Raw genomic sequence first — 13,766 nt, 5'->3', positions numbered from 1 at the left:
TGATTGCTTGGATAGTTGGACGTTTTAAACATCCTAAGCAATGAACGCTATAGTATTAAATATTAAAAATGAAGTTGTGTTCTTCAAATAGAAAAGAACGCCTAACTATTTAGACGTTCTTCCCTAATTCTAATCTATGTGCCGCATCTTGTGCGAGTGCTTTTAAATACCGAAATGGATATGCAAGTGCTGCTTCTTTACTAATTGAAGCATGGCTGTTTGGTGGTCTGTCATCTAAAACTGTCACACTGAAAACGTAATCAATTCCATGTGCTTTAACAGCTTCATAGCCTTCGCCAGTCACACCACATAACGCAATGACAGGGATGTTGAATTGTTTGGCTGTTTTCGCAACACCAATCGGTGTTTTACCGTATATCGTTTGTTGATCGATTTTCCCTTCCCCTGTAATACAAAGGTCAGCATCTTGTAAACGTGTGCTCAATTGTGTTTCATGTAAAACAATATCAATACCTCGAGAGAGTTTCGCATTTAGAAAGGCAACTAACGCAATACCTGTACCACCTGCAGCACCTGCACCTGGTACATTTGAATAATCGTGTTGAAATGTCTTTGTTAGCACTTGATTATAGTGTGTTAAAGCTTGTTCAAGATGTTCAATGTCTTTTGGGGAAGCACCCTTTTGTTTAGCGTACGTATGTGTCGCACCAGTAGGTCCAAGTAAAGGATTATCAACATCACAAACCACTTCAAAAGTGATGTCTTTTAATCGTACATCTAAATTAGAAATATTAATTTGTGCTAAATCAGCTAAAGCTGCACCGCCTTCAGGCAAGTTGTTACCTTTATCATCAAGAAATTTTACACCAAGTGCTTTCATCATACCTGTCCCGCCATCATTGGTCGCGCTTCCGCCAATACCGAGGATAATTTTTTGTGCACCTTGATTTAACGCGCTTAAAATCAATTGGCCTGTGCCATATGTTGAAGTCACAAGCGGATTACGTTTTGTGGGTGCAATTGTTTCTAAACCAGAAGCTTCGGCGAGTTCAATAATGGCTGTTTTACTTTGTTCTACATAAGAATATTGTGCATCGATAATTCGTCCTAATGCATCCGTTGCTTTAACAGATTTCATGGTTCCGGCTAAGGCATCATGGAGCGATTGCATCGTTCCTTCACCGCCATCTGCCATGGGAACTTTGTCATAGATGACTGTTTCAGGCAAGACTTCTTGCAGTCCTAATTCAATGGCTTGTGCCGCTTCAGCTGCTGTTAAAGTTTCTTTAAATGAATCTGGTGCAATCACAATTTTTCGTACCATCCATGAAGCCTCCTTCTTATTTTATCTTCATTATAGCGCCATTCAGAAAGCGCATAAAGCATGAGTTATACCTAACACAACATTTAGCAATAATACATGCGGGTAAATAATAAGAGAGGTGAATACTATGGATAGACAAGTTGTATTAAAAAAGATTAAAGAAATTATGAAAACATCACGTATTGGTGTACTTTCAACTTCATATGATAATAAACCGGATAGCCGCTATATGATTTTCTATGACCAAGAATTTGATTTATATACAAAAACAAGCACGGACTCAATGAAAATTGAAGAAATCGAACAAAACCCTGTTGCGCATATTTTATTAGGCTATGACGATACGAAAAACCATAGCTTCTTAGAAATTTATGCAGATTTAGAAGTAACTGAAGATCCAGATGTATTAGATTGGATTTGGGATGAACAAGATAAATCATTCTTTGAATCTAAAGAAGACCCTAAGCTATGTGTCATCAGAGCCATTCCAAGATCTATTAAATTAATGAACAGCGATTCTGAAGATGGACCGCAATATGTAGAATTCGATTAATTGAAAACATGATAAAACCAGCATGCCTGTTTGAAACATCGCATGCTGGTTTTATTTATAGTTTTTCAATTTAAGGTTATTTGTATGATTTCATAACACGACGGTAAATTTGTCCTTTTTTCAAGCGGCTGACATATGCACGTTGATGAAGTGAATAATGTTTTTTACGTACAACTTCAAGAATTTCGCGATACGCTTGTGCCGCAACTTCAATAATAGGACGTGCGTCTTCGTGGAAGTAATCTAAATGACTTAATGCATTGTGATACATAGCATCCGCATCTTTGGCGTAACTTTCCCATAAATCAATATAGTTTTGCGTCACGCCATCTTCATATACTGCTTTTAAATCAACGTTATATTCTTTTAAGCGATTTGCGCTTAAGTAGATACGGTTGTTTTCAAAGTCTTCACCGACATCACGTAAAATATTTGTGATTTGTAGGGCTTTACCAAGTTCTATACCAATTTTATCTGCTGTCTCATAATATTGTTCATAAGCAAGTACAGGCGTCAGTAATTCACCAATCGTACCTGCCACTCCATAGCAATAGGCATCTAACTCTTCATCTGTCTCTAATGCGGTCATAGTTAAATCACTTTCCACGTAATCCATTAATGTTTTAAAGGCATGTAATGGAACAGGATAAGATTGTAATGTATGACGAAACGCACGCATCACAGACGCGTTACTATTAAAGTTCACATTTTCAGAACCTCCACCGTAAATGTGTTCTAAATCTTCGCGAATCGCATCTAAGCGTTTCGGATCTTCATATTCATCTATACTATCATCTATCATACGACATACTGCATAAATCGCCCACACGGCTTTACGCTCTTGTTCAGGCAGACTATTAAACGCATAAGAGAAAGTCTTTGAGTATTCTTCCATTATTTTTCTACAGTATTCATAATCATCATTTATTAATTGTTCCATAACATTTCACACCTTGTTGTCATTATTCCTACTAGAGTCAATTACCCTCTATTTGAAATTTTAATAATACATTCAGTTAACCAAATCTGATTTAATTTGAAACTTGTGTTACATGTTAAGCGAAAATCAGATAAAAGTCATTTAATAACCTACCGTTTTCCTCAAAATTTTTAACACAATCATTTTTCTGTCATGCTTTCTTCAAAATTGATGAATTCAATATATACTTACTTTGATATTTAGTCGCAAGTGTATAGATAAATGATAAAAGATCAGCAGGTGTTGTTTTCCCTGATTCAAAGTCCGCTTTCAAGGTTTGGTGTCGAGCTTTTTCAGCGTCATCCGCTTCTTTTTTAAAATAGCCCCACATATGATCAAACGCATTGATGACAGAGCCTTTAGACGGAGGGAGGGCTAATGCTTCATCAATTAATCGTTGTAATACTTCACCTTCAACATTATCTTTCATGACTGCTCTGATTTGATTATAATGTGCTTGGCTATGCCACATGACTTCATACTTATATTCACGCCATAATATCTCTTTCTCGTGCTGATTCAAGGGCACTTCCTCCTCATGTTTTATCTTAGAACAGAATTAGTATTCCCTAATACCCGACTAACAATGCGATAGACATAGCAATCGCACAAATAATAACCCAAAGCAGAATCAATTTCCAAGCGAACTTCAACCACTGTACATAAGAGATTTTCGCTACTGCGAGTGCGCCCATTAAAATCGCAGATGTTGGAAACAGCACATTACTGATTGAATCACCATATTGGAAAGCAAGCACAGTCAGTTGACGATTAATATCCAGCAAGTCTGAAATCGGCACCATCAAAGGCATTGTAGTCAATGCTTGTCCAGAGCCTGATGGAATAAAGAAGTTAAGGAAAAATTGGAAGATGAACATCACAATAATCACAATAGATGACGGCACATCATTAAGTAATGTCGTCATCCCATGAATAATGGAATCAATGATTTTACCTTGTTCTAAAATAACGACAATCCCTTTCGCAAATCCCACAATCATCGCGCCAAATAAAATGTCTTTCATTCCTTCAATGAAAGCATCAAAGGTACCATTCATACCTAAGTCACTGATAAACCCTGCAAGTAAACCCGCTAAGACAAAGTTTGCGCTCATTTGGTTAAAGGACCATTCATAGCGGAAGATACCATAGACATTAAACACAATAGTTAACGCAATAATACTTAATGCGAAAGCCTGGCGTTTGGTAAAGCGTTCATATTCTATAGCTTTATGGCTTTGACCTTCTTCTTGTTCTAAAGCATAAACGACACTTTTCTTTGGGTTTCGCTTTACCTTTCTAGCATAAAGCATTACTGAACTGATCGCTGCAGCTAGGATAAATAAATAGATGATTGAACGCAAACCCCAACCTGAGAACATTGGCAGTTCCGCAACAGTTTGCGCAACACCGACTGTAAATGGATTCAACATACCCCCAATAAATCCACTTGCGGCTCCTAAAATTACCATCGCAGCTCCTGTCATCGCATCATAACCTAATGTTCTCGCAATAATTACACCAATCGGCACAAAGATAATGGTTTCTTCTGCCAAACCAATTGAAAAGCCTAAAATAGAGAACACAATCATGGTTAATGGAATCATTAAGATACGCGAAGAACCTAATGTTTTAATCGCTTGGTTAATCCCATTTTCAAATGCGCCTGTTCTATGTACAATACCAAAAGCCCCGCCGACTAAAAAGATATAAAAGACAATTTCTCCCCCTGTCAGTAAACCCTCAGGTACTGCACGGAATAAATCTAAAAATGACACCCCATGTTGTTCAATACTATGATATGAACCTGGGACTACTAAAGTTTGTCCTCCTTTATCTACGCGTTTATATTCCCCTGCTGGAATAATATACGTCAAGACGCAAGCAATGGCGATAATCATCATTAACAATGCATACGTATGAGGTGTTTTTAATTGGAACTTTGAAGATGATTCTTTTGAATTTTCCTTTGTATTTTCTGTCATACACATTCCTCTTCCCCACTATTAATTATCTGAATTTTCTTATTTCATATAGTATAGCCTATTTCCGAATCATTAGTCGGAGAAATTTTAGTTTAGTTGTGTATTTGAAGTAAATAGAAACATAATGAAAAAGCTGACCGGTTATACTTTCGGTCAGCTTTCAATTCATCATGATTCAATTATGAAGAAGGTTTATCTTCTTCATGTGGCGCATTCGCGGCTGCTTTTGCTTCAACACGTTGTGCTTCTTCTTCAGCTGTTACTTCTCGATGTTCTTGTTGTTGTTCAAGTGCTTTAACATCTTGTGGTTGTTGATTTTCAGTTTCTTGAGTTTTAGCCGCTTGTTGTTCTTCTTTAGCTTTGGCTTCTTGTTGTTTTTGTGCTTCCCATCTAGCTTCTTTTTCTTGTTTTTTCAATTTACGTTTCTTTTCTTCACGCACAGAGAAGACAATGAAAATAATGGCTAATAAAGGGAATGACATACCTAACCAGAACATATAACTCACTCCAATTCTGTAGGGAGACCCTGTTATTTGTATTCTTGTTTATCATAACATGTATACTGTTAATTTTTCACTAAATCCTTTCTCATCGCCCTTCCTTGACTTACTTCTAGAAAGTCGATAGATTAAGGTTAATGACAAATATAAATGCACTAGGGGCGTTTTATAACTGAGATGAAGCATGGCTTCAGACCCTTTGAACCTGATCTAGCTGAAACTAGCGTAGGAAAGTGTGAGTACATAACTATGAAAGTATGGCAAAGAATGTCTGCGTCTATACTTTCAGCTCGCTCTGATACGCACAGCTTTAGATCGGTTGTGTGTTTTTTTATGTCTTAATTTAACTAAAGGGGCGATTTAAATGGCAAGAACAATTTTAGTAACAGGCGGCGGACGCGGCTTAGGTGCTGTCATCAGCCGTACATTAGGTGAACAAGGCTTTAACGTTATTATTAACTATAACCAAAGTAAGGAAGCTGCAGAAGCATTGGTTGAAGAAATTGATAATAACCGTGCTGTCGCAATTCAAGCAGATGTTACTGACCGTGAAGCTGTAGAACGTTTAGTCAAAGAAGGTACAGAAACATTCGGTCGTATTGATAGTGTGGTGAACAACGCATTAATTGGTTTCAAATTTGATCCAACGACACAAAAATCATTTAAAGATATGGACTGGTCGGACTATCAAAATCAAATCGATGGCACATTAAAAGCTGCATTCAACGTTGTACAAAGTGTAATACCGCAATTCATCGAAAACCAACGTGGCAGTGTTGTTTCTATCGGCACAAATTTATACCAAAATCCTGTCGTACCTTATCATGAGTACACAACAGCGAAAGCTGCATTAATTGGTTTCACGCGTAACATTGCGGCAGAGCTTGGACAATACGGTATTAATGCGAATGTTGTATCAGACGGATTACTTAAAACAACAGACGCCAGCTCAGTGACTACACCAGAAGTCTTTGACTTGATTGCGCAAAGTACACCACTGCGTAAGGTGACAACACCACAAGATGTCGCAAACATGGTCGCTTATCTTGTTTCAGAACAAGCAGACGGCATTACAGGCCAAAACATTACTGTTGATGGCGGATTGACAATGAACTAAGTACTAACTATTAAACACGAGGTGAATAACATGCCTACGCAGAAAGATAAACAACTGCACATTGGCGTTTTATTATATGGATGCGGCCATCATCAAGCTGCATGGTTGATGCCTAATTCAAGTATCGAACGTATCGGTACTATCGAATATTATCAAGATTTAGCTCAAATCGCAGAACGCGGCTATTTTGACGCAGTGTTCTTCGCGGATAACCAATCCTTCCCTGCAAACAATGACACAACGATGCCTGCGTTCTGGTTTGATCCTATCGTCAACTTAACTGCCATTTCACAAGTTACAAAACATGTTGGATTGGTATCTACGATTTCCAGTACATTTTCTAACCCTTATACTGCTGCACGTCAGCTATTAAGTTTAGACCATATCACTGGTGGTCGTGCTGGTTGGAATTTAGTCACATCTATGACGGATATTGAAGCACAAAATCACAGTATGGAAGGTTTGCCTGATCATGCAGCACGATATCAGAAAGCAGATGAATTTGCGGAAGTTATGAATCAACTCTTTGAATCATGGCAAACCAATGATTTCAAACATGACCGCAAACACAATCAGTTGATCGATTCAAAAGCGATAGAACCTTTCAATCATCAAGGAGAACACTTTCAAGTTCGTGGACCTCTATCAACACCCGCAAGTCCACAAGGCAAACCTGTCGCAATGCAGGCGGGTGCCTCTAAACAAGGTGTAGCGCTCGCAGTTAAATATGCAGATGCGGTTTACTCTGTCTCTTGGAATATCAAACAAGCAAAACAGTTCAGACAGCGCTTAGATGATGAAATCAAACGTACCGGTCAGACTAACCGCAACCTTAAAGTCTTTCCTGGTCTAGTGACTTACGTCGCAGAAACGCATGACGCAGCTTTAGAGAAAAAAGCAGCACTTGATAATCAACTACCGATTGAAACAGCGTTAAATCAACTCAGCTTCTTTGTTCAACAAGATTGTCATAGTTGGGATTTAGATGACAAAGTTCCTGAGTTACCTCCTGTCTCTGAATTTACCGGACCTGTCGGACGTTATGAAACAGTCCTTGAGATTATCAGAGATACAGACCCTACTGTTCGAGAGTTATTAGGTTACTTAAATGCAGGCGGTGGTCATTTAACATTAATCGGCACACCAAAAGAAATTGTGGATGAAATGGAACACTGGTTCAATGAAGGTGTGGCAGATGGTTTCAACTTAATGCCTCCTACCTTGCCAGATAGCCTAGATGACTTTGTGAATCTGATTGTTCCTGAACTACAAAACCGTGGGCTTTACCGAAAAAACTATATAGGACATACATTTAAAGAACATTTAGGAATTTAAGACAGGGCCATTCGGCTCTGTTTTTTTATGAATAATGTCAAACATACTTGACATTATTTAAACCCAGCAGTATTCTAAAAATGTCAAATAAACTTTACATTTCAGGAGGAGCATCATGATATTACTAAAAATTATCATCCCTATTGTAACCTTAGTTGCTTTCGCATTTGCCTGGAGAGGTTTCTTGAAAAATTATATGCCTTCAGAAGCTGTAGATGTTCAAACTGAGTCTCATTATGAGGAACGGCAAACTAAAATTATTTTAGAAGTACTCGTAAAGACTTTTATCATTACCATCCTTATTATTACATTCGCCTTTCTAAATCGTACGCTAGGGTTAGTCAGCGCACATAGTTTTATCTCGAAATATCCTGAAGCTGTTTTCCTAATTATCACGGTCGGCACTTTGATTTATAACTATCAATCCGTTAAACGAAAATACTCATAATTTAATCGCACAAAGGAGTTTTTACATTGATACTTACAAAGGTAATCGTATTTATAAGCTTTGGAGTCCTGACTACATTATGGTCAATATTCACCACAAAGTACTTACCTTCAAGCGTTACTGGTATTAAACAAAAAGATAAACGTTTTGATGAACGGCAAGTACGTATGTATCATGAAATTTTCTCAAGAACTTTAATCAACATGGTATACTTTTTATTAGTTGCTCTTTTCTTCAGATTTTTTATCTCGAATCAACCTATGTTTGAATTCATGTTGAGGTATCCTGAGATAATTATATTAATTGCTTTGTTCTTGTTCCTTTTGATAAATTATTTTGCTGTTAAACGAAAATACACCTATAAAGGGTGAGAGTTATGAAAAACAAAATAAAATTGTATCGCAAACAAAATGGGATGTCTCAAGAAGCATTGAGTAAAAGCGTCAATGTTTCGAGACAAACGATTAATGCGATTGAAAATAATAAGTATGATCCTTCTTTAAGCTTAGCTTTTAAAATCGCTAAACAGTTTAAAGTTACAGTGGATGAATTATTTTCATAATGAAATTAGACCATGAACGTCACAAATGCGTTCATGGTCTATTTGATATGTTATTATTTAAAGACTTTTTGGTATTGGACATAACCTGAAATATAGTGTTCGATATCATCAATACGTACACGATAACCATGGTGTTTGATAAAGAACGAACCGAGAATACGTTGTGGATTTTTAAAGTACATCGCAAGTTCTGGATAGAAGTAACCTGTGCGTTGATAATCTGCACGTTTATGAATCGTTGTCATTAAATCATCTACGTTAATCAATCGGTCTACAAGTTCTCCAAATCCTTTTTCTCTGGCTTTACGCACAATATGATACGTTGCCATCAACATTTCCATGAATGTTGGGAAAGTTGTTATACGGTTCTTAATATAGTCTAAATAACTAGAAACGTTTCTAATCCCAAATTCTATATACTTCGCTTCAGGCGCAATTTGAATTAATTCATTCGTACAATAACCTAACCAATGATCATGATTCTTCCAATAACTTTGTGAAATGAATCGTTCAAACATATGACGTACCGTTTCTAACCATTTTTCATTTTGGTCAACTTGATAGAGACGTAATAAACCTAACGCAGCTTCCCCATCATAATAAATGACACGGAACTTTTCTTTAACTTCTATACTTGGATATTGTAAGACATGTACGGTTTCAGCTGTTTCACTATCAATCATCGAAACTATACCTTCAGCCACTTGTTGTGCAGCTTCTAAATACTTCTGGTTACCTGGTTTGATTTTCAGATACTCGCAAACCGCAAAGACAAAAGCTGCATTTTGACCTAGTTTAATTTCATTAATATTTTTAGTGTCATCAAAAATATGTGCGACTTCACCTTGTTTATATAAATAGTTGTTGATTAAGTAATCAATCGCTTTTTCAGCAATACTGATGTCTTTGTTTAAGTAATGTAACCCTTCCATTAGCGCATAAGTTGAAGAAGCATGTCTTAAATTATTATAGAAACTGATTTTCTTATCGAAATGCGGGAAATAACCATAAATGAATTGTCCACTTGGTTGTAATTCATTCGCAAGATACTCTGTCGAAGTTTCCAACATTTTATCAATCTCTTGAGATAAATCTTCCACATGACGTAAACCTTTTTCACGACCTTCTGCGGCTAGTTCATAAACCTCATGATTTTCAATAAAGTAGCCCTTTGTATAAAACTTTTTAATCGGCTTACCCATATAATCTTGATGTCGATAGAACTGTTTATGTTTTGTATATTTCTTCAAATAGTTATTGATATTATCTTCAGATAAGAAGAAAGCCTTTTTATCTTTAGTTGGTCTGACAAACGCATTAACATTAATTTCTTCAGCCATGAAAGCTAAATTCCAGTTTTTATCATATACAATACCGTAATCAATATAGTTTCGACGTGTTTCTTCTAAATCTCGTTTAACATCTTCAAAAACAACGTCTTTCGTACGATAAACAAAATCAATTTTAACCCACTTAGGATACTTACCAGCTTTCTTTTTAAACTGTTCATATTGTTTCGTAATATCTCTTTTAAGATTACGTGACTGCTTAATCAATTTTACAGAAGCTTTCATATTGGGATTACCTAAACTAACAAACACATAATCTTTACCTAATAGCTGTTGATCTGCTTTTTGTAAAACTTGTTCAATCTCGTTGTTAATTGTCATGTCCAAACCCCTTCTCATTCAGTATGTATAAATGGGCCGGAACAAAGTCCAGCCCACTATTTAAATAGAATTATTGTTCTTTATCTTTCTTACGACGTCCGAATAATAATGCAGAACCTAGTGCTGCGAATAAGCCACCGAATAATGTAGCTTCTTTATTATTATTCTCTTCACCTGTATCAGGTAATTCTTTATCGCCATGACCTTCAGCTTGTGCTGGTTGCTCACCATTTGAACCTTGTGGAGTACCTTGTTCTGGAGTGCCAGGGTGTCCTGGTTCATCTGGATTACCTGGTTCATTTGGTTCAACTGGGTAATCTGAGTCAGCATCGGCATCAGCATCGGCATCAGCATCTGCATCAGCATCAGCATCAGCATCCGCGTCGGCGTCAGCATCGGCATCTGCGTCTGCATCTGCATCTGCGTCGGCGTCTGCATCGGCATCTGCATCTGCGTCGGCATCTGCGTCTGCATCGGCATCAGCATCTGCATCTGCGTCTGCGTCTGCATCAGCATCAGCATCAGCGTCAGCATCGGCATCGGCATCTGCGTCGGCATCTGCGTCTGCGTCAGCATCTGCATCGGCGTCTGCGTCTGAATCTGCATCGGCGTCAGCGTCGGCATCTGCATCTGCGTCTGCGTCGGCATCTGCATCTGCGTCAGCGTCGGCATCTGCATCTGCGTCAGCATCAGCATCGGCGTCTGCGTCTGAATCTGCATCAGCATCGGCATCCGCGTCTGCGTCGGCATCTGCATCAGCATCCGCGTCAGCGTCTGCGTCTGCATCAGCATCTGCATCAGCGTCAGCATCTGCATCGGCATCAGCATCGGCGTCTGCGTCTGAATCTGCATCGGCGTCTGCGTCTGAATCTGCATCTGCGTCAGCATCGGCATCTGCATCTGCGTCGGCATCTGCGTCAGCATCAGCATCTGCGTCAGCATCGGCATCCGCGTCTGCGTCTGCATCGGCATCAGCATCAGCATCAGCATCCGCGTCAGCATCAGCATCGGCATCAGCATCAGCATCTGCGTCTGAATCTGCATCAGCATCGGCATCTGCGTCAGCGTCAGCATCTGCATCCGCGTCTGCGTCTGAATCTGCATCAGCATCGGCATCCGCGTCTGCGTCTGCGTCTGAATCTGCATCAGCGTCAGCATCGGCATCTGCATCGGCATCGGCGTCTGCGTCTGCGTCAGCATCCGCGTCTGCATCCGCATCGGCGTCTGTATCGTCACCGTCTGCTTCACCAGAACCGCTATTGTAAGTATTGTAGTTATCCCATGTGAAGTAAGTGTGACCTTGACCGTCATTTGTCGCATCTGAAATCATTTCTGATCTTGTTTTGATTTCTTCACGAGAACCATCTTGAGCCACGCTATCTAAAACAATAATGTAACGACTTCCGTTTGAAGTTAAGTCTTGGAAATCTAGTGATAGAACTTCTCCACCATTTTCATCTACTGAATATTGTGGGTTGAAGTTATAAATCGCATCTGGATTATTTGTAACGTCTACCAAGTTTGGATTGTTTTCATCTACGTAGAAACTTGGGTTTAGCTGTTCACCATTTCTCACTTCGTAAATCTTGAAGTTTGTGACATCTGGATTTAATTGTGCTGAACTTTGAGCTGGTGTGCCGTCAGCTGTACCTGGCCAATAATTATATAAGTTCACTGTCGCATTATACGACTCTTTACCTTGTGGGTTCACATATACAATTTGTCTATATTCGCCAGTGTTTCTATCAGTTGTAGTGATAAAGCCATCTACGTTTGATGGATATGGTGAATCTGAAGTTCTGTAATTGATATCAATATCAGTACTGTATGTTTCACCAGCTACATTTGTTTCTACTGGGTATGTGCCGTCTGTTGGCGCAGCTTGTCTATCCGCATATAATGGGATTTCAAAATGGCCTGTTACATTATCATGATTATTTACATAATCAGAGAATGTGTATGTTAATGAGTTTGAATCAGGATTGAATGCGCCTGTTGCGACTACTTCAGTACCATTCATCAAGTCAGGAATTTTAGAACTGCTTGGTGTACTGTTTCCGTAGTAGTTCAAGTACTCTGGGAATTGAACATTGAAGTAATCTCCAGCTTGAACACTGTCAGCAACTGCTAAATCAGCTGACATATATGTTGATTCACTATCGTTCGCTTGAATTGAGTTTGGACCGATTTGGATATTTGAAGCCGTTACTTCTCCATCAACATTGTTGCCAGTCGGTGCTGCTTGTGCTAGTGCAAATGTTTGTACAGCACCTTCTTGTGATGGTTGTTCAGCTGAACGTGTTGCAGTTGTATTTGTTGGTGTTGCAAGTACTTCAGAACTATCTTTTTGATTTGAGTAATCTTGTACTGACTTATTCAAATCTGCTGGATCAGCTGTATTTGAAGTGTCACCTACTGTTGCTGCTGTAGTAGCATTTGCATCAGATAATTGCGCCGCATTTGGATCATATGCTGGTTGTTCAGCATCTGATACTGGTGCTTGTGCAGTTGTTTGTGCATCTTGTTGTGGTTCAACAGATTGCGCTTGTTGTGTTGTTGTATCATTAGCTGGTGCTGTTGCATTTTGTGCAGACGTATCACCAGTTGTTGTTTCAGTTGTACCTGTTGTTGGAGCTTCAACTGGCGCAACAGGTGTTGAAGCATTCAATACATTTTCTTGTGTTGGTTGTGACTCCTGTTGTGCGGATGTATCTGTTGTTGGAGCTTGTTTATCAACTGTTTGGTTAGTATTTGTTTCAGTTGTTTTTGGCTCTGTTGCAGTTGTGTTTGATGTATTTGTTTCAGTTGTTGTTTGCGCATCTGATTTTGGCGCTTGTTCTTGAGCTGTCGTATTTTGTTCAGTCGCAGTTGTATCTGTAGTTGTTTCAGTCGTTGGTGCTTTAGTTTCTGTTGTTGATGGTGCATCAGCTTTTGGTGCTGTTGTATCTGTCGACTGTTGGGTAGAATTAGCAGATGCTTGTTCCCCTGCTACAGTTTGATCTGCTTTCGCATCAGTCGTGTTTGTTGCTGATGTATCTTGAGCTGGTGTTTGTTCTTGTGTTGCTGTTGTTTCATTTGTCGCTGTGCTTTGTGTTTTTGTGTCAGTTGTTGGAGTTTGTTCTTGTGGTGTTGACTCTGTAGTTGTAGTGACGTTCGTTGTCTCACCGCTTGTAGTATTTTCTGCGGCTTGTGCGTCATTCGCATTCGCAAATAATGTTGCCCCTACAATAACTGAGGCAGCCCCTACTGTGATTTTACGAATTGAATAACGATTACGTTTGTTGAAAAAGTCTTGATTATTCAAGAAATCCCTCCTACTTATTTTTGTAAGG

At 38.8% G+C, this 13,766-nt stretch carries 12 protein-coding genes and 1 riboswitch; of the genes, 5 read left to right on the top strand and 7 right to left on the bottom strand.

The window, feature by feature from the left end; all coding sequences use genetic code 11:
- Positions 1 to 109: 109 nt before the first annotated feature.
- Positions 110 to 1,285, bottom strand: a complete 1,176-nt coding sequence (locus tag BU038_RS02960; RefSeq protein WP_107604733.1) for a glycerate kinase — start codon at positions 1,283 to 1,285, stop codon at positions 110 to 112.
- A 127-nt stretch (positions 1,286 to 1,412) separates the two neighbouring features.
- On the opposite strand from BU038_RS02960, the gene BU038_RS02955 reads away from it, so the two are divergent.
- Entirely contained in the window at positions 1,413 to 1,838 is a 426-nt protein-coding gene (locus BU038_RS02955; RefSeq protein WP_107604732.1) for a pyridoxamine 5'-phosphate oxidase family protein, read from the top strand.
- 76 nt (positions 1,839 to 1,914) lie between these two features.
- Here the strand turns inward: BU038_RS02955 and BU038_RS02950 are convergent, their stop codons facing one another.
- The 4 genes from BU038_RS02950 to BU038_RS02935 form a co-directional block, all read right to left on the bottom strand.
- On the bottom strand, positions 1,915 to 2,778 hold the full coding sequence (locus BU038_RS02950; RefSeq protein WP_107604731.1) for a phytoene/squalene synthase family protein: 864 nt from the start codon (positions 2,776 to 2,778) through the stop codon (positions 1,915 to 1,917).
- 190 nt (positions 2,779 to 2,968) lie between these two features.
- Positions 2,969 to 3,346 carry a YbgA family protein gene (locus BU038_RS02945; protein WP_241963140.1) on the bottom strand — a complete coding sequence of 126 codons (378 nt, stop codon included), beginning with the start codon at positions 3,344 to 3,346 and terminating at the stop codon, positions 2,969 to 2,971.
- Between the two features lie 40 nt (positions 3,347 to 3,386).
- The gene (locus BU038_RS02940; protein WP_107604729.1) at positions 3,387 to 4,802 is read right to left on the bottom strand and encodes a YfcC family protein; all 1,416 of its coding nucleotides are present in this window, start codon (positions 4,800 to 4,802) and stop codon (positions 3,387 to 3,389) included.
- 179 nt (positions 4,803 to 4,981) lie between these two features.
- Positions 4,982 to 5,299, bottom strand: coding sequence for a hypothetical protein (locus tag BU038_RS02935; RefSeq protein WP_107604728.1), 318 nt, complete (start codon positions 5,297 to 5,299; stop codon positions 4,982 to 4,984).
- A 150-nt stretch (positions 5,300 to 5,449) separates the two neighbouring features.
- Positions 5,450 to 5,551: riboswitch (TPP riboswitch) on the top strand.
- 115 nt (positions 5,552 to 5,666) lie between these two features.
- Between BU038_RS02935 and BU038_RS02930 the strand changes: the two genes are divergently transcribed.
- From BU038_RS02930 to BU038_RS02910, 4 genes are all read left to right on the top strand, one after another.
- On the top strand, positions 5,667 to 6,419 hold the full coding sequence (locus BU038_RS02930) for a 3-oxoacyl-ACP reductase (RefSeq protein WP_107604727.1): 753 nt from the start codon (positions 5,667 to 5,669) through the stop codon (positions 6,417 to 6,419).
- 30 nt (positions 6,420 to 6,449) lie between these two features.
- Positions 6,450 to 7,754: an LLM class flavin-dependent oxidoreductase gene (locus BU038_RS02925; RefSeq protein WP_107604726.1), complete on the top strand. Its 1,305-nt coding sequence runs from the start codon at positions 6,450 to 6,452 to the stop codon at positions 7,752 to 7,754.
- 115 nt (positions 7,755 to 7,869) lie between these two features.
- Positions 7,870 to 8,202, top strand: coding sequence for a hypothetical protein (locus tag BU038_RS02920; protein WP_107604725.1), 333 nt, complete (start codon positions 7,870 to 7,872; stop codon positions 8,200 to 8,202).
- Between the two features lie 376 nt (positions 8,203 to 8,578).
- Positions 8,579 to 8,764, top strand: a complete 186-nt coding sequence (locus tag BU038_RS02910) for a helix-turn-helix transcriptional regulator (protein ID WP_002480121.1) — start codon at positions 8,579 to 8,581, stop codon at positions 8,762 to 8,764.
- A gap of 53 nt (positions 8,765 to 8,817) precedes the next feature.
- On the opposite strand, the gene BU038_RS02905 is transcribed toward BU038_RS02910, so the two are convergent.
- Both BU038_RS02905 and BU038_RS02900 read right to left on the bottom strand, forming a co-directional pair.
- Positions 8,818 to 10,434, bottom strand: a complete 1,617-nt coding sequence (locus BU038_RS02905) for a poly(glycerol-phosphate) alpha-glucosyltransferase (RefSeq protein ID WP_107604723.1) — start codon at positions 10,432 to 10,434, stop codon at positions 8,818 to 8,820.
- 70 nt (positions 10,435 to 10,504) lie between these two features.
- Positions 10,505 to 13,738 (bottom strand): fibrinogen-binding adhesin SdrG C-terminal domain-containing protein, encoded by a 3,234-nt coding sequence (locus BU038_RS02900; RefSeq protein ID WP_107604722.1) that lies wholly within the window; start codon positions 13,736 to 13,738, stop codon positions 10,505 to 10,507.
- Between the last annotated feature and the right edge of the window lie 28 nt (positions 13,739 to 13,766).

This window comes from Staphylococcus simulans, from assembly GCF_003043455.1.
Classification (GTDB): domain Bacteria; phylum Bacillota; class Bacilli; order Staphylococcales; family Staphylococcaceae; genus Staphylococcus; species Staphylococcus simulans_A.
The sequence above is the reverse complement of the archived record's forward strand: the minus strand, read 5'-3'. Positions and strand labels throughout refer to the sequence as shown.